Annotated in this window: 15 protein-coding genes and 1 pseudogene; 10 read left to right on the top strand and 6 right to left on the bottom strand. The window is 55.1% G+C overall.

Annotation, left to right across the window (positions count from 1 at the left end):
• Positions 1-65: 65 nt before the first annotated feature.
• Together ACSQ83_RS21500 and ACSQ83_RS21495 are read right to left on the bottom strand one after the other, a co-directional pair.
• Entirely contained in the window at positions 66-734 is a 669-nt protein-coding gene (locus ACSQ83_RS21500; protein ID WP_436229542.1) for an alpha/beta hydrolase, read from the bottom strand.
• Positions 644-1,486: a DUF4118 domain-containing protein gene (locus ACSQ83_RS21495; RefSeq protein ID WP_436229541.1), complete on the bottom strand. Its 843-nt coding sequence runs from the start codon at positions 1,484-1,486 to the stop codon at positions 644-646. The genes ACSQ83_RS21500 and ACSQ83_RS21495 overlap by 91 nt, the downstream gene beginning before the upstream one ends.
• A gap of 310 nt (positions 1,487-1,796) precedes the next feature.
• Between ACSQ83_RS21495 and ACSQ83_RS21490 the strand changes: the two genes are divergently transcribed.
• From ACSQ83_RS21490 to ACSQ83_RS21460, 7 genes are all read left to right on the top strand, one after another.
• A complete protein-coding gene (locus ACSQ83_RS21490; protein WP_436229540.1) occupies positions 1,797-2,354 on the top strand; it encodes a cytochrome b in 558 nt (185 codons plus the stop codon).
• Positions 2,355-2,500: 146 nt separating this feature from the next.
• A complete protein-coding gene (locus ACSQ83_RS21485) occupies positions 2,501-2,953 on the top strand; it encodes a transposase (RefSeq protein WP_436229539.1) in 453 nt (150 codons plus the stop codon).
• Between the two features lie 309 nt (positions 2,954-3,262).
• Positions 3,263-4,342, top strand: a complete 1,080-nt coding sequence (locus tag ACSQ83_RS21480) for a type III polyketide synthase (RefSeq protein ID WP_436229538.1) — start codon at positions 3,263-3,265, stop codon at positions 4,340-4,342.
• A 46-nt stretch (positions 4,343-4,388) separates the two neighbouring features.
• Positions 4,389-5,117 (top strand): class I SAM-dependent methyltransferase, encoded by a 729-nt coding sequence (locus tag ACSQ83_RS21475; RefSeq protein WP_436229537.1) that lies wholly within the window; start codon positions 4,389-4,391, stop codon positions 5,115-5,117.
• Between the two features lie 8 nt (positions 5,118-5,125).
• Positions 5,126-6,382, top strand: a complete 1,257-nt coding sequence (locus ACSQ83_RS21470) for an NAD(P)/FAD-dependent oxidoreductase (RefSeq protein ID WP_436229536.1) — start codon at positions 5,126-5,128, stop codon at positions 6,380-6,382.
• Positions 6,383-6,487: 105 nt separating this feature from the next.
• Positions 6,488-6,775, top strand: coding sequence for an acyl carrier protein (locus ACSQ83_RS21465; protein WP_436229535.1), 288 nt, complete (start codon positions 6,488-6,490; stop codon positions 6,773-6,775).
• Positions 6,772-8,004 (top strand): beta-ketoacyl-[acyl-carrier-protein] synthase family protein, encoded by a 1,233-nt coding sequence (locus ACSQ83_RS21460; RefSeq protein WP_436229534.1) that lies wholly within the window; start codon positions 6,772-6,774, stop codon positions 8,002-8,004. Before ACSQ83_RS21465 ends, ACSQ83_RS21460 begins: the two co-directional genes overlap by 4 nt.
• Positions 8,005-8,421: 417 nt before the next feature.
• On the opposite strand, the gene ACSQ83_RS21455 is transcribed toward ACSQ83_RS21460, so the two are convergent.
• Positions 8,422-9,239 (bottom strand): IS5 family transposase gene (locus ACSQ83_RS21455; RefSeq protein ID WP_414950503.1). Its coding sequence is split into 2 segments (ribosomal slippage): positions 8,422-8,891 and positions 8,891-9,239, totalling 819 coding nucleotides; the frame shifts between segments, so codons are not numbered across the junction.
• Between the two features lie 380 nt (positions 9,240-9,619).
• Positions 9,620-10,584 (bottom strand): annotated as a pseudogene (locus ACSQ83_RS21450) (IS481 family transposase).
• Positions 10,585-10,629: 45 nt separating this feature from the next.
• Here ACSQ83_RS21450 and tnpA point away from each other — a divergent pair.
• Genes tnpA through tnpC form a run of 3 tightly spaced genes read left to right on the top strand, consistent with a single transcriptional unit; the run spans position 10,630 to position 12,962 of the window.
• Positions 10,630-11,037: an IS66-like element accessory protein TnpA gene (gene tnpA / locus ACSQ83_RS21445; protein ID WP_221306963.1), complete on the top strand. Its 408-nt coding sequence runs from the start codon at positions 10,630-10,632 to the stop codon at positions 11,035-11,037.
• The gene (tnpB, locus tag ACSQ83_RS21440; protein ID WP_184108331.1) at positions 11,034-11,378 is read left to right on the top strand and encodes an IS66 family insertion sequence element accessory protein TnpB; all 345 of its coding nucleotides are present in this window, start codon (positions 11,034-11,036) and stop codon (positions 11,376-11,378) included. Before tnpA ends, tnpB begins: the two co-directional genes overlap by 4 nt.
• Before the next feature lie 39 nt (positions 11,379-11,417).
• Entirely contained in the window at positions 11,418-12,962 is a 1,545-nt protein-coding gene (gene tnpC, locus ACSQ83_RS21435) for an IS66 family transposase (protein WP_436229533.1), read from the top strand.
• Between the two features lie 487 nt (positions 12,963-13,449).
• On the opposite strand, the gene ACSQ83_RS21430 is transcribed toward tnpC, so the two are convergent.
• Entirely contained in the window at positions 13,450-14,805 is a 1,356-nt protein-coding gene (locus tag ACSQ83_RS21430; protein WP_436229532.1) for an ATP-binding protein, read from the bottom strand.
• Complete coding sequence (locus ACSQ83_RS21425) at positions 14,802-15,464, bottom strand: response regulator (protein WP_436229531.1); 663 nt, start codon at positions 15,462-15,464, stop codon at positions 14,802-14,804. The genes ACSQ83_RS21430 and ACSQ83_RS21425 overlap by 4 nt, the downstream gene beginning before the upstream one ends.
• Between the last annotated feature and the right edge of the window lie 1,008 nt (positions 15,465-16,472).

Genomic DNA, 16,472 nt, shown 5'->3' with positions numbered 1-16,472 from the left:
TGAGTCCAATCGGAACAATATGTCTCAGCAAACTCCGACCTCACTTGAAATGGGAACACTCCCGATTATTTATCAATCATTAGCCGGGTTTTGAGTATGTGCCTTCCCAATAGCCTGCAATGGATTCGTTGAACTTCCACACCTCTCAGCCGCCTCTTCAAAAAATATTGCGTTTCCCTTGCAACGAGATCCCGCTCATTGTCCATGGTAATAATATGGTAGCAGTCGTCGAGAAAAATCTTTCGACGCTGCGAGGCCCCGATTTTAGAGTATACGATTTCAGCGTTTGCAGTGGACGATATATCGTCGTCGATCACATGCATAATAAGACAGTCGGCCTCGACGGCAGCCAGATTCCGCGTCACATAGCGCGCGAGCATTTTCGCTTCGTAGATATATTGCATCGATAGGCTAGCATTACCAATCTCAGAATCGCCCTGCGTCCTCATGCTCTTTTCTACCTTTGCTCGGAGCGCCGCGTTCTTGAGCCCATAGGGGTGCTTTTCTTTAAGACTGTATATGTGCCTGATGGGCGTCCGATACGCAATGTTCAATATCCAGTGATACCAAGGGATGGTCCAACCATCATAGTTTAACGTAACCGAAAGCAGTGATATCGCGGTGAGGTTAGGGACCTCAACTGCTAGGGCGAGTGCCAGAGCCGCTCCAATACAGAGACCCGCGACCAAGACATATTTATAGGTTGCAGCAAGTTGCTCATAGCACTCTCGCACTTCTTCCCGCCACTTAGCCGAAGAGGTGCAATCCGTGCAGTTTTCATGATCACATAGGCTCCGTGAGACGTAGGAAACCGCTCCAGTTGACACGTCAAGTCGGCCAGGCTCGAATTTCGTCGTGGCAACCGCATTGCCCAAACGCGCGTACTTTGGTCGCTCGTCTGCTCGAACGCTGCTGCAAAGTTTGACGCATCGCTTTCCGACAAGGTCGCCATTAGCCGGTTCGATCCTGATTCACCGTCTAGCGGAGCAATTTCAACGCTCAGTGCTTCGCTGACATATTCATAGCAAGACGCAACCTTGCCCACATACAATATGCTCGCATTGCCCTCGGTCACCTCGCGGGTAAAACGGTCGGATATTAAATGTGAAGCTTCAGCGCGCCTTCGACGCTTGTCTGCACGGACAAGCATGTCGTGGCGTGATCGTGCAACCTCGCCCATTAGCCTTGCCTCGTGCTGCGTGCGCCGGAGCCATTCGATCATCGCCAAAAATAACAGAGTTACAAACGGGAAACCGATGAACAGGATAACGTCTTCTTTGTCGAAATACCCAAAGTTCGAGTAGGGCGGAACGAAATAATAGTCGGCAATCGGCACCCCAATCAAAACCACTAGAATCCCTGGACCAATACCCAAATAAAACCCGACTAAAACTGCCGCGACTGTAAAAAACAAAGCGGGAAGATGCGCCTCAAGCACGGGGTGCAAGAGTTCTCGCAGACCAAATGCAGCGATCGCTGCAACCACGGCTATCCCATAGCGCCAAAACCCTTTGGGCGCCCATCCCTTTGCGTTGTTTATCATCTTAGGCCAAAGTTTTTCCGTCTGCCCGTAAAGCCGTGGCTACCTGTAATGTGCCGACAATACGCACCAATACTTAGCGGTTTATTAGGGTGGCAGATATCGATATTCGGGTTGGCGAGTGTCAGTATTGAGTCGCATTCCGCATTTCCCTTGTGGGCTCTTGTAAGGTGCCACTAATTTTAATCTGAGGCAGATTTGCGATACTACCGGGGATCGCCCGCCACCGCGAGAGTGCAAAAGGGAATGGCTTGATTTGAAACCATACAGCAAACTAACAAAGCAGAAAGACTTTAATACCACAGCAAAAGTGTTACATTGGCGCACTATGGCCTTAATAACTGTCCAATATTCAATTGGATGGCTCATGCCCGACGTAAAACGCGGGACGCAGCTGACCCGATTAATTGGACTTCATCTCTCAGTTGGATCTCTGATTTTTCCAGTCGTACTGGCCAGGATCGGCTGGCGAGCGATGCATTCGGTTCTGCAGGAGCCGAGCTCTGATCCACCACCTATGAGGTTGGTCGCGCGTGCAACGCATTGGGCGTTGTACACGTTGCTGACCTCGTTTCCGTTGATGGGTTGGGCAACCGCATTGTCAAAGGGATGGCAGGTCTCCTTATTCGGCATCATCCCTTTTCCGCTGCTGTCGCCCGCTGGCGCTCCTCTCGGGCACGAGATGGGCGATATTCACCAAGTTTTGTCATGGGTGTTAATCGCGGTCGTTGCGATACATGTATTGGCAGCGCTGTTCCATCGATTTATCGTTAAGGATGACACCTTGCGACGAATGCTCCCGGCACGCCGGTGACGCAGCAACATATGTAAGTGGCAAAGTGAATCTTCCTAAAAAGACGGCGCATTTGAAGCATGCGAGCCGCATCATGCCATTTAGTCGTCTTGCAAAGTATCCTTCCTTTCTAGTCGTTCCTTTTTCTTTTTTGCTTTTTCGAGACTATGACGCCGATCAGAAAAAAAACTGTGAAGTCGCTCGACCTAGTCGATGATCAGCTTTGGGCACGAGTAGAACCGCTGATCTTCGACTCGATATCCGCTTCGCAGAGAGGGCCCGGGCGTCGACCGACCGCAGACCGAGATGTACTAAATGGGATCATGGTCGTTCTCAAATTAGGCATTCCGTGGAATCACTTGCCTCCGACTCAGGGTCGACCCACCGGGGACATTTGTCGTCGCCGAGTAATGGCGTGGCAGCGAAGCGGCATATGGTTAGCGATTATGCATAATGTCGTAGCTGAGCTCCGAGCCAGAGGCGATAAAGATGGAGCGCAAGCAATCGAGGACGGCCTCGTCATAAGGGCTAGACTTGATCGAGGTGAACATCAGAAATATATCAAGCGACTCACTATTTCGAAGCTAGAAACCCGAAGTCGGTCCGCCTTGCATGACTAATCACCGCAACGATTCATTCTCCGAACATGACTGCGGGCTCCGATCCTGCCATGATCCTCTTTATTCACTTTTTTAAAGTTGCAAGGTGCGTTTCCAACGCCACACGGCAGCGCCATCTTCCGAGAAGCGTGGCGAGAGCGTTGCTATTTTCCACCCAATACTCATAGCGTTACTTCCGAAGGCGTGCACCGGTGGCATGTAACCTGCTGGAGCTTTGTCCATCGAGCGAATCAGCTCGCACTTGATTAGGATGTTTGATGATCAGGAATATTTCTTATCTTTGTGTTAAACCCGCGCCGCCGCGTTCTCATGTTCATTAATGGAGTCGGAACTGCCAACCCAGAGCGGCGCTTCACAAAAGCCGATTGCCTTGAAGCATTCCAAAAATCGGAGTGGTTCGAGCGCCTTGACGGACGGTCGCGCTTTGTGGCTCGTACCGTCTTGCAGCGGGATAATGGCATCGAAGCAAGGCGTCTGGCACTGGCAAACCTTGCTGAAGTGTTTGCTATTGATCCAAACACACTTTGTAAACGTTTCTACGAGAATGCTCCGACCCTTGCCGCGTCGGCGGCAACGCGGGCACTGGGCGCAGCAAATCTTAGCCCTCTCGACATAGACGCAGTCGTAGTGAGTACATGCACCGGCTACATGTGCCCTGGCCTTTCGGGCTACGTTGTGGAACGGATAGGCCTGCGCCGAGATGTAAAGGCGTTCGACTTGGTGGGGCAAGGCTGCGCTGCTGCGCTTCCAAACCTCCAACTAGCGCAGGCGCTGCTGAGTTCCGTTTCGCTGAGCGGAGACGGCGGTTGTAAAAATGTTCTTTCGATCTGCGTTGAAGTCAGTAGCGCCGCCATGTATTTGGACAATGACCCCGGCGTCATTATCAGCGCCTGTCTGTTTGGTGATGGCGCTGGCGCGGCTGTCCTGTCTCGCAATCCAACCGCTACGTCGCGCTCCATTGAATGGGTCGACAGTTCATCATTAATCGATCCAAGCGAACGCAAGGCATTGATGTTCGAGCAGCGCGATGGCATGTTGCGCAATATTTTAACGCGTCCGGTTCCCACTCTTGCAGCACACTACGCTCGCCGAGTGCTCGAATCGGTTCTCTCCTCTGCAGAACTTGCCACTTCCGACATCTCCGCATGGATCCTGCACGCAGGTGGCCGCGACGTATTGCACGCAATCGAGCAGTCGTTGCGCCTTAATCCTTACGACCTGCGTTACAGCGCAGCGATGTTGCGTGAGTACGGAAATATGTCAAGCGCATTCGTTTATTTCGTACTTGAGGCTGCCCTCTCCGACCAAGCACCCAACGGATGGTGGTGGCTGTCTTCATTCGGAGCCGGCTTTAGTTGCCACGGCGCATTACTTAAGGTGGGCGAGTGACCAATTTCGATCACGTTACTTCCGTGTGGCGACTCCGGGTTAAGCGATGAGCCTGCAAAGAATCGTGTCTGCGGAAACGCTCGACAATCTCTGCGAAGTTGACCCTTCCGCAATGCGATCCCGGCGCGATCTTCAGCTGGTTCATCGTGTGATGGGGACCCGCTCAATTGTATGCCGCACGTTGAATCAGCTCGCGAAGCGACCAGATTACGGGCCGCTTCGGGTGCTTGAGCTTGGCGCGGGCGACGGCACGCTGATGTTGAGCGTCGCAAGGGCGCTAGGACCAGCTTGGGCTAATGTCGAATTGACCCTTCTAGACCGACAGGCATTGGTCGCGAGTCAAACAATTGAAGCCTACCGCACGTTCGGTTGGAGGGTTGACCTAAAAGTGATGGATGTTATCGAATGGATCGACAATTGCATTCGCGGACATGGCGAGGGTAAACCTCGATCTTGGGATTTAATAGTCGCCAACCTATTCATTCATCACTTTCAAGGGACAGTGCTTTCCGACCTTTTGAACGCGGCTGCAGGATCGTGCGATCAATTTTTCGCCTGCGAGCCCCGTCGCAGCTATCTCGCGTTGGTCGGCAGTCATCTCATCGGAGCGCTCGGAGTGAACGCGGTTACGCGACACGACGCAGTTTTGAGTGTTCACGCAGGCTTTTGCGATACCGAGATTTCCCGACTGTGGCCGGCTTCAATGCACCCATGGCAAATAGCCGAGTATCCAGCCGGTCTTTTTAGCCATTGCTTTTCCGCTAATCGACTCTGAGGATTCGAATGGAAAACCAATTTGACGCGATCATTATCGGTGCTGGCCCTGCGGGGTCGTCGGCGGCGATTCTGTTGGCAGGCGCTGGATGGTGTGTAGCATTGGTCGAAAAACAGACCTTTCCGCGCAGGAAGGTCTGCGGCGAGTGCGTCGCAGCAAGCAACTTCCCGTTACTGCGTGCGCTTGGGATAGGGCCTGCGTTCGAAGGTAACGCTGGAACCGAGCTACGCACTGTCGCCTTTATGAAGGGAGCCGACACGGTAATTGCACAGCTTCCGCCAACGAAAGAAGCACACCCTGAATGGGGTCGTGCGCTCGGCCGCGAGACGCTTGACACTATCCTGCTTGAACGGGCGCGCTCGATCGGCGTTACGATTCTTCAGCCATGGTCGTTACAAAGCATTGAAGGCGCCCCAGGTGCGTGGCGCTGTGTGGTGAAGTCGAGCACGCTGCAGAGTCAAGCGCTGTTCTCCTCGATCTTGATTGATGCGCACGGATCTTGGGAAAAATTACCCTTTGATCCTCTGGAGGGGCGACGCCCGCACTTAGGAGGAGATCTACTGGCATTCAAAGCGAATTTCCTTGATGCGCGATTAGACGAAGGTGTCCTTCCGTTACTGGCCTTCGCGGGTGGCTACGGCGGCATGGTTGTAGCAGACCGCGGCATTACGACGCTTGCCTGCTGCGTGCGGCGCGATCGCCTCGAACTGCTTCGTCGAAATAGCCGCGGGATAAGTGCTGGCACAACAGTAGAAGCAATGCTCAAACAGGAATGTGCGGGAGTTGGTCAGGTGCTTGCGAACGCCGTAATTATGGATTCGTGGATTGCAGCGGGGCCGCTAAATCCAGGCATCCGGGTGCATGCAGACGACGGGATATTCAGGATCGGCAATGCGGCGGGAGAAGCGCATCCGATCATTGGCGAGGGTATGAGCATGGCTTTGCAATCTGCATGGTTGTTGTCTGCTGAACTACTTGGCAGAAGAGGTTCGGACCGAAGGCAAGTCATCAGCGACCAGCTGTCCCAAGGCGCAGCCCACCGTCGTTACGCTGCGACCTGGTATCGCCGGTTTGCACCGCGCATCCGCCTAGCCTCGGCGTTTGCCCATGCATGTATGGATCGGCGTGGAGCGAATGTTTTGCTCGCGCTTTTTAAATGTTGGCCTGGATTTCTACCACTGGGGGCGACATGGGGCGGCAAAACTCGTTGCGCAATCAATGATGCATCGATCATATCGCTCGCACCTGCAGCAAGGACCGTATGAACTTCAAAGGTTTACCCTTCCCTTTACATCGGAGCACGAACTCTGGTCCGGTGCAGCAATATGCCTGGCTTAAATCCCGGATAGTTATTAACTTTACACTCCGCTATGACGACAACTTTCGATTGGTTACGCCTAACACTGGCGAAAGACTACAAGCTCGACCCAGCATTGCTCAAACCCGACGCGTCGTTGGAGACACTTGGTCTTGATTCTCTCGCGGTCGCCGAATTACTATTCACCGTAGAGGACAAATTCAAAATCACCGTATCGCCCGAGCTCGTCCCACTCGCCACGCTTGCGGACGTCGTTCGCTTTATCGAAGCGCACGTCGATGCTCAACAAGGCACTGCTTCGACGCAGGTACCGTCCGCTCCAGCGTCGCAGTTGCCATGAGGCGCGTAGCCGTCACGGGCGTTGGTGCTATTTGTCCGCTTGGTACAAACGCCACGGAGACTTTCGGGAGCGCGAGTATGGGCGCCTCTGGCATTCATCGTCTTGATACCGCTTTTTCAGGTCGCCTGCTTTCACCGATCGTTGCGACTGCCGAATTGATGGGTGAACTTCACTTCCCACCCCCCAAACTGCGCATGCTCGACAGGGTAAGTCAGTTCGCACTGGTCGCTGCTAAAGAAGCCTTTGCCGCAGCGCTTATCGACGAAATGAACATCGATTCTTTCCGCAGCGGAGTATTTGTAGGAACGGGAATGGGCGGCACGCACACCATCGACGAAGGATATCAGACACTCTACGGCGAAAACTCTAACCGAATTAAGCCGTTTACAGTGCTAATGGGCATGTACAACGCACCTGCGGCTTGGATTAGCATGGAACACGGCCTAAAAGGGCCCTCCTTGACCTACTCCACCGCGTGTGCATCGTCAGCGGTGGCAATAGGAGAAGCTTGGATGCGCGTCGCTCACGGTGAGCTAGATTTGGCGATTGCCGGCGGTGCAGAAGCCCCTTTGTCTTCGGGGTCACTCAAAGCGTGGGAGGCACTTCATACGATAGCTGCCATCGACGCCAACGATCCTGCTTCGTCTTGTAAGCCGTTTTCAAAAAATCGGAGTGGGATGGTGCTCGGGGAGGGGGCAGCAATGGTAGTGCTCGAGCCTTGGGAAACGGCGGTCGACCGCGGCGCATCGATCTACGGAGAGATACTGGGGTACGGTATAGCGACCGATATTGGACATATCACCCGCCCCAACGTGGAAGGACAAGTCTCTGCCATGCGCCACGCCTTATCGGTCGCCGAAATAGATATATCCGACGTCGATGCAATCAACGCGCACGGCACGGGGACTGTCGCGAATGATGCAACAGAAACCGCTGCAATAAAAGTTGTCTTCGGCGCCGGCGCCCACCGCATCCCGATCAGTGCAACCAAGTCTATGCATGGACATCTGTTAGGCGCAGCAGGCGCCCTAGAATGCGTGCTGTCTTTCTTGGCAATGCAATCTAAGATACTCCTCCCAACAATGCATCTGTACGCTGCGGACCCAGAGTGCGATCTTGATTACGTCCCGAACCACGTGCGCGAGCGCAAGGCCTTGCGGATAATGTTGTCCAACTCGTTTGCGTTTGGGGGCACCAATGCAGTGCTCGTACTTAAGTGCAGAGATTAATCATGAAGAAGCAAAATTGCATACAACTCCGAAAGACCGAGTGCTGCTATCTATCAGCAATGAGGACGATACAATTTTCCAAGCGGTCTTGTCGAATATTCGATCGCAAACGATCTCGCAAGTCGATTTGAGGACCAGTTGGAAGATCATTGCCAGCAGCATATATAGGACAACCGTCCATCTTGCTGCAATATTGTAATTTCGCGATCAAGCAGACGCAGCGCCCTCGGCACTGTCGGGTTCTGTCGACGGCGAATGTCAAGCCTCTATAATTGAATTAGTAAGCGCATGATCCTATACAGTAACTTCCGCGTAAGTTGTGGCGCACTAGAGATCTGTACGAAGTGGCTTTCTTGACCGTGCTTTCTTGACTTGGTCTCGCACCGAAAACGGCTAAGCAGGAGCTAAGAGGCGGTTTCAAAAAGCCGAAATAGATCGCTGAAGAGTACTCCAGCAGATTAGGCAAGCAGCGAACTTCAAGAAGGCTTCATGGATCTTGGCCAGTCGCTCGTAGCGGATTCGTAGACGGTGAAAATTATGGAACCAGGCGTGAGTACGTTCGACTACCCATCGATACTTTCCAAGTCCGCTGCCATGTTCAGTGCGGCGCCTGGCGAGAACAGGCTTAATACCGCGATCGCGCAATTTCTGTCGATGTGCTTCGGAGTCGTATCCGCGATCTGCGAAGACCACTTGAGGCTTTTGCAAGGGGCGACCGCGTATGCCACGGATGGCTGGAATCGCATCGATGAGAGGCAACAATTGTGTGACGTCATGGCGATTCGCACCGGTCAAGATGATCGAAAGCGGCACCCCGTTTGCGTCGGTCGCAACATGGTGCTTAGAGCCCGGTCGCGCACGGTCTACAGGGTTCGGCCCAGTTTTTGGCCCGCCCCGATAGCCCGCACGGAAGACGAATCGACAACCACGCGTGACAAGTCGATCTGGCCCGCTGCGCGTAACTCGGCGAGCAGTAGTTCGTGCAATCGATCCCACACGCCTGCTTCTTGCCAGTCGCGTAAGCGGCGCCAACATGTCACGCCAGAGCCGCAACCCATTTCGGCGGGTAGATCGCGCCACCGCAGCCCTGTGCGTAACACAAACACAATGCCGCTCAATGCTGCGCGATCCGGTACCGGCTTGCGACCGGGATACTTCTCGCGCCGAGCCTTCGGCTGTGGCAGTAAGCGTTCGATCCGTTTCCATAACTCATCGTCAATGATCGGCTTGTCCATTCCTTGGTCTCGTCGTCACGATGGCCTAGGTTAACAGTATGTTTATAAAGTTAACAGTCCTGAGAGGTCTTTTTGAAACCGCCTCTAAGTAATTGAAGGCACCATCCAGAGCGATGTCACGATCGCTCTATGGAGGCCTTATCTACTCTTATTCTCATTGGTCATGCCACAAAGGTTTTGAGATCTACATCGAAGTGACGATCACCTCTGATGAACGCATAAGAATATCGCAGCGGTATATTCGGAAATCCGGTGAATGCAACGAGGAGCCGTTTTCACTCCATGAATTCAAGGAGCACGACTTCTCATCGGTGAATGAGGCCTTTGATGTGGGACTTAACCACGCTTGGGCTTGGATCGACAAATTTAGATAGCTCTTTTTAATTGTCTGATTGCGAGACCTCATTGGCGTAAAGCAGGATTTTGTTTACTTTAGCTAGAAGAATGTCTTGGTCCGCTGGAGGCTTGTAAAGCGGGTTGGCAAGGCGTCTATTCAGCTTGGAACGTTGGTCGATCATGTCGATGGGTGAGCTTCCCTTAAGAACTCGCTGTCGTCGCCGATTGTATGCACGATTGAAGCTTGTCAACAGGACTTCAAAATCTACGTGGCCAGCGATGTTGATGCCAAGAACTTCGCTCGACACGCGACCGTTGAAGCGCTCGACCATGCCGTTGGTTTGCGGCGTATAGGCTTTTGTTTTGCGGTGTGGGACCTCAAATCACTGCAGGCGCGTTCGAATTCATCGGCCGTAAAGCAAGACCCTCGATCGGTCAAGATATGGGTGATGCGGAATGGAAATGCCTTTCTAGCCTTAGCAAGGAAATCGGTCGCTTTCGTGGCATTTTCCGCATCGTAGACTTTTAGGAAGACGAAGCGCGAGCAGCGATCGGTTGCCACATATAAAAAGCGTTTGCGCACGTGCCCATCGGCCGTGCGTAGCTTTCGCAGATGCTTGGCGTCCATATGGACGAAGCCGAGGTCGTATTCCTTAAAGCACCCTTGGCCCTTGAGAGGACCTGATATTGGTTTTGGTGGCCGTCGATTGAGACCTTCGGATTTGAGTACGCGGTAAGCGCTGTCACGGTTTATATGTGGCAGGAAATGGCGTAGCACAAACGTCAGATCATCGAGCGGAAAACCCGTCGCGCGTCGCACCGTGCAGATAACAGCGCGTTCCTCGTCAGTAGCCCGCCATGGCAGACGTTTTGGGCGGCTCGAGCGGTCCTGACAGGCCTGCTCGCCGCGCTTACGCCATTTACGCACTGTCTCGTCGCTAATGCCGTAGCGCTTGGCAACAACGCTTGTGGATTCCGTAGATCGGTAAGCGTCGCGGGAGGGCCGCACTTGATCTCGCTACCGTGAGACGCCAAAGTGGTTCCCACTACTTGAATGGTGGGAACCACTTTGACATTAGAAAAATCGCACTCGGGCAGTCGTAAAGGCTGCCCGAATCATAGCCCGGAGTTTCGGCGCCGAATGGTGGATGCGGCCTGTGAGCCCGGTGTCTCGGTTTCAAGTCTTGCTCGTGAGAACGGCTTGAACGCTAACCTGCTGTTCAGATGGCGACGAGAGCATAGAGTTAAACAGCAGGGCAAGGTGAGCGGGCTTATTCCCGTGAGCGTGGTGACAGACGTAGCGAGCGTGGTTGCGCCAGAGGCGTTGATCGAACCGGATAAGGCGAAGGCGACATCCCCGGGTGGCACGATCGAAGTTCGAATCGGCCGTGCAATAGTCAAAGTGGACGGCGCGGTCGATGTCGAGACGCTTCGCGCGGTGCTGGCGAGTTTGAGATCGTGATCGGCCTGCCGGCGGGTACGCGAGTGTGGATTGCAGCAGGTATCACCGACATGCGCTCTGGATTCCCGGGGTTGGCTGCCAAGGTGCAGACAGCGCTCGGTGAGAATCCGCTGAGCGGGGACGTGTTCATCTTTCGTGGGCGCCGCGGTGATTTGATCAAGATTTTATGGGCGACTGATGACGGCGTATGGCTCCTCGCGAAGCGCCTTTCACATGGTCGTTTCATCTGGCCACAGGCCGATGGCGGCAAGATCCATTTGACGAGCGCTCAACTATCCATGGTCCTCGAAGGGATCGATTGGCGCCAACCTCGCCGCACAGCAGCGTTATCGATGGTGTAGCGGTTGTAAACCTCGCGGGATGCTCGTAAACTGCGCCGTATGTCCAGCGACGCCGATCTCCCCGATGATGTTGCCACCCTGCAGGCCTTGCTAAGCGAGGCCCTCGCATCAATTGCCGATCGAGATCGTGAGATTGAACGTCTGAAGGTCCAGATCGACAAGCTCAAACGGATGCACTTCGGCCGTAAATCCGAGCAGTTGGATCGGCAGCTGGATCAACTTGAGACACAGCTAGAGGATCTGGCAATTGGGCAAGGCGCCGCCGACGTTCGCCGGGCGCGCGCGCGATCTCCAAGTTCAGGCATCTCCGTGCAGGCGCCCAAGGAAGCTCTGCCACCCCACCTGCCACGCGAAGATCGCGTGCTCGAACCCGATTCGATATGCCCCAAGTGCGGCAGCGCCATGCGCGCGCTTGGCGAAGACGTGTCCGAGCAGTTGGCGCGCGTCACCGCTATGTTTAAGGTAATCCGCACGATTCGACGCAAGATGGCCTGCCCCAGTTGCGGTCACATCGAACAGCCGCCGATGCCGGGGCTGCCGATCGAGCGCAGCATGGCGCATCCGAGCTTGCTCGCTGACATCCTGGTCTCGAAGTACGCCGACCACATTCCCTTGTATCGCCAAACGGGGATCGCTGCGCGCGAAGGCGTACGCCTTGATCGCGCCACCACAGCGCGCTGGGTTGGACAGTGCGAAGAACTCTGCAGGCCGCTGACCGAAGCGCTGCGCGCCTATGTTATGGCGGCCACCAAGATCCACGCGGATGACACACCGATCCCGGTGCTCGCGCCGGGCAACAAGAAAACCCGCACGGGTCGGCTCTGGGTCTACGTTCGCGATGACCGCCGTTCGGCTTCCATAGAACCGGCCGCCGTCTGGTTCGCTTACTCACCGGACCGCAAAGGCATCCACCCACAAACTCATCTTGCTAAATTTGAGGGCATCCTTCAGGCGGACGCGTATGCGGGCTATGCTGATCTGTACCTCGATGGGAAAATCCATCCGGCCGCTTGTTGGGATCATGCTCGGCGGTATGTCTTTGACGTCCATGAGAAAACGCCGTCGGAAACCACCACGCAATTGCTTGACAGGATCGGGGAGCTATACGGTATTGAGGCTGAGATCCGCGGCAAGCCTGCAGATGAACGATTGCGCGTGCGCCAGGAAAAGAGCAAGCCGCTGCTCGTGACTCTCGAAAAGTTGATGCGAGAAAAACTTGCCACGCTTTGGGCGAAAGCACCGCTGGTCGAAGCGATTAACTACTCTTTGAGCCGCTGGGATGCGCTCACGTTGTTCTGCGACGATGGACAGGCAGAAATCAGCAATGTACTTGCGGAGAATGCATTGCGTTGTGTGGCGCTCGGCAGGCGCAACTATATGTTCGCCGGCTCCGACAGTGGAGGAGAACGGGCCGCGGCGATGTATTCATTGCTCGGCTCGTGCAAGCTCAATGGCATCAATCCACGTGCTTATCTTGAGTACGTGCTGACCCGCATCGCGGACCACAAAATCAACGTCATCGACGAACTACTGCCTTGGAACGTCGCCAGAATTCTGCTCTCGTTCCCACCAGCATCAAAATGATCCGCTGGTCTACGGAAATCTGAAGGGCCCACGCGAGACGCTTACGTAGATCGAGCGATTTCCGCTCGTACAACGGGAGTTGTCCGTGCTTGGGGATGGATATGCGTCATCACAGTGCCTCATCGTTCACAGCGGTAAAACACCAGGCATATTCAGCAATAGCCCAGCGTACCCGATCCCGATGACGTTCCGCAACCAGACAACTATGCGTTCTGAAACTGCTGCGCCGTTTTGCTTCCATGAGGGCTGATCCAGGTTCAGCGCTAGGCCAGCATCCCGGCCGTGACGAACATCGCCGCAGCGTTCACAAATGCTTATACTGCGAACGGCAAGATAGCGAGCAGATTAGCAAACGTTGCAAGCAGCAGACCACCAAAGATTCCGGCGACCAATCTGATTCTATCCAACAGACTCGGGCACGATACCTTGTGTCGCAGCAAAGTGTGAACGAAATGATGAGTGAAGCGTCAAGGACTCCCCCGGAATTTCAGACAGACACCGTCGGCAACTGGTTCAATCGGATGCTCAATCCCGACCCGTCGGTCCGGTTGCTCACAGCGAGAATAGCCCGATGACGTGCCGCGATGCTCGATGCAATGGCGAGTCCTAGGCCGCTGCCCTGCTCCTTCACTGAAGAGCCGCGATAAAACCGGTCGAAGACGCGTTTAAGTTCGTCCTCGGCAATGCCTGGTCCTGTGTCGGCCACCTCGAGCAACACGCCCCCGGTCGCCGTGTCGCGTGTCAGCACGACATCGACCCGACCGCCGGCGGGCGTGTAGCGGATTGCGTTATCGACGAGATTTTTCAGCAGGATGCCCAACGCCTGTTCGTCTCCGAGCACGGTGTACGTGTTATTCCCGTCGCCTGACGTTGCCGGCCCTCGCGCGTCAAGACCAAGGTCGATTTGCTTAGCTTCGGCCAGCAGCGACAAGTCCGATACTGATTGTTCGGCGACGCGGCGCAGGCTGACGGGAATCATCGATTTCTCGTGGCGGGCGTCTTCGCGCGCCATGCTTAGCAGTTGCTGCGCCAGATGAATGATGCGATTTACGCGTCCCTCGAGACGCTCGATCACCGGTGCGTCGGGCGCGGCGAGCGCATCGGGTTTTGCTGCCTGCAACTGCAGCTTGAGGGCGGTTAGCGGCGTGCGCAACTCGTGCGCGGCGTCGGCCACGAATGTCCGCTGCGCCTTCGATGCCACGCTGAGCCGTTCCAAAAGATCGTTCAGCGCGTCAACGAGCGGCCTGATCTCGACCGGCACACGTTCGTCGATAACGACCGGATCAAGCGAGTCAATCGAGCGGTTTGCCAGCGCCCGCGACAAACTGCCGATAGGCGCGAGTCCGCGCGCCACGATCAACAGCACGAAGGCGATGGTGACAGGCACGAGCAGCGCGAGCGGCCATAACGTGCGCAGCGCGAGGCGCGCCGCGAGGTCGTCTCGCACCGAGTAGGGCTGCGCAATCTGCACGTAGCGGTCCGCCTGCTGCACGCCGAAAACGCGCCAGCGAAATTCATCGCGCTCGATCGTCCGGAAACCTTCGGAGAGCTGGGGCAGCACCGGCTCCTTCGCCGAATGGTAGATGAGCGTGCCGCCCGGACTCCAGATGTCGATGGCGATTCGGTCTTCGGCCAGCGCATTGAAATCGCGCTCGCTATGCTCGGCGCCGTCGGTCGTCGCGATGTTTGCAGGCATCGACAACGCAACGGTTCGCAACTCATAGTCAAACAACTCGCCCGCTTCATGACGCGCGGAATGAAAGATGCCGTAGCCCGCGATTAGACACGCGGCCGCGAGGCCGAAGATCAGCCAGCCTAGCAGCCATCGCCGGATGGACATCATCCCAGTCTCTTCAACCGGTAACCCACGCCGCGAATGGTCATGATCTCGTCCGTGCCGATCTTCTTGCGCAAGCTATGCACGTGCACTTCGATGGTGTTGCTGCCCACTTCCTCACCCCATCCGTACAGTTTATCCTCCAGCTCGGGGCGGCGAAAAACACGCGTGGGTTCTTCGATCAACGCCTGCAGCAACGCGATTTCACGCGGCACGAGCGGCAGCACCACGCCCGCTTTCGTGGCTTCGTGCGAAGCCGGGTCCAGCGTCAATTCACCGTGCGTATAAACCGGCTGCTTTTGGCCGGTGCGCCGACGCAGCATAGCGCGAACCCGTGCCGCGAGTTCGTCGATGTCGAACGGTTTCATCAGGTAATCGTCCGCGCCCGCATCCAGGCCGCGGATACGTTCGTCGACAGCATCGCGTGCGGTAATGATGATCACCGGCGCCCCGCCGCCCCCCCGGCGATAAGTATTCAAAACCTCGATGCCGTCCCGCGTGGGCAAACCAAGGTCGAGCAACACTAGATCGTACACACCGTTAGCAAGCGACGGGTCGGCCGCGCGCCCATCCGCAGCGTGATCGATAGCGTAGCCCGCCCGGCGCATAAAATCGACAACCGTCTCGGCAATCATGTCGTCGTCCTCGACCAGTAGCAAGCGCATCAGTTCTCCTTTTAATGCGCATTGTCCGGGTTTTTAGCTTAAGCGTTCCTTAAGCACATTCCCGGCGCATCCGCTCCTTGATCTTTTGATGGGCAGATGGACGCCTCGCACAGGGCGTTAAAAGTCGAGCAAACCTTCCCGGCGGCCATACGAAATACTCGCCCAAACATGATGGGACATGCTCGACTGGATTGAAGGGTATATGATTGCCGACGCATTTATTCGTCGAGCGGATTTAGCACGACATGCGGATACGGGACAACGGAAAAAGTAGCGTGAGTTTGAGTACGAAAAAACGAGACAAAGTCATTGGAGGTGCAGGACGAATCGGTCGCAGCCGAGTGCGAAGCTTTTGACAGGCAGAGATAGCTTCAGTTAAGGAGGTTCTAGGTAGATGGAAGACCCAGTTTAGATAAGCAGGTTAAAGCTAAATCATTCTGCTTACGTCTTCAGGGAGCGCACCTCATGCCGCCCCGCGTAACGTCGCGATAATTTCCAGATAGAGGCAAATATTACTGATGATTAAAGCAGTGTTCGCACTCAGCGCGGGCATCGCGTTTTGCTTGTTCATGCTCGGCTATGGCGTGCGTGGGTTAGCTGACCATCATCACTCACGCGCTCCCTACGTGATTTACAGTAACGGGCGTCCTTCTGGGGACGGCGCTTACGCCTTCGCTACGCCGGAATACCTAAAATAACTGAACGTGATCTAGCCCACTATCTAGGCAATACTTAGCTTCATTTCTTGCTTCGTCAGCTTGCGGGAATATGGAAACTGCGGTCAAGAAGAATCTCCTGATCGATCCTTCGTCGTTGCGCGCAAATACGGAGAGAACGTATCCAGTTGGCATTTTTCGGATTTAAGGTTGTTCTTGCACTGATATCGGCGGGGATTCGTGTACAAATCACAGCCCGTAGTCGCCTGAGCGCCGAGTAGCCGAACGCCGTGAGCCCTCTCCTCCTAAATATCGCTATTGGTAATCGTTGCAGCGCGAATAGTTGAGCGAC

The sequence above is a fragment of the Caballeronia sp. LjRoot29 genome (genome assembly GCF_964252755.1).
GTDB lineage: Bacteria > Pseudomonadota > Gammaproteobacteria > Burkholderiales > Burkholderiaceae > Caballeronia.
The sequence above is the reverse complement of the archived record's forward strand: the minus strand, read 5'-3'. Positions and strand labels throughout refer to the sequence as shown.

Bases quoted from the DNA above. Each gene is read 5' to 3' on its own strand.
- tnpA (WP_221306963.1), top strand. From the start codon at position 10,630: ATGGTGGGAACCACTTTGACATTAGAAAAATCGCACTCGGGCAGTCGT.
- ACSQ83_RS21480 (WP_436229538.1), top strand. From the start codon at position 3,263: ATGTTCATTAATGGAGTCGGAACTGCCAACCCAGAGCGGCGCTTCACA.
- tnpC (WP_436229533.1), top strand. From the start codon at position 11,418: ATGTCCAGCGACGCCGATCTCCCCGATGATGTTGCCACCCTGCAGGCC.
- ACSQ83_RS21460 (WP_436229534.1), top strand. From the start codon at position 6,772: ATGAGGCGCGTAGCCGTCACGGGCGTTGGTGCTATTTGTCCGCTTGGT.
- ACSQ83_RS21430 (WP_436229532.1), bottom strand. From the start codon at position 14,805: ATGATGTCCATCCGGCGATGGCTGCTAGGCTGGCTGATCTTCGGCCTC.
- ACSQ83_RS21425 (WP_436229531.1), bottom strand. From the start codon at position 15,464: ATGCGCTTGCTACTGGTCGAGGACGACGACATGATTGCCGAGACGGTT.
- ACSQ83_RS21470 (WP_436229536.1), top strand. From the start codon at position 5,126: ATGGAAAACCAATTTGACGCGATCATTATCGGTGCTGGCCCTGCGGGG.
- ACSQ83_RS21465 (WP_436229535.1), top strand. From the start codon at position 6,488: ATGACGACAACTTTCGATTGGTTACGCCTAACACTGGCGAAAGACTAC.
- ACSQ83_RS21475 (WP_436229537.1), top strand. From the start codon at position 4,389: ATGAGCCTGCAAAGAATCGTGTCTGCGGAAACGCTCGACAATCTCTGC.
- ACSQ83_RS21485 (WP_436229539.1), top strand. From the start codon at position 2,501: ATGACGCCGATCAGAAAAAAAACTGTGAAGTCGCTCGACCTAGTCGAT.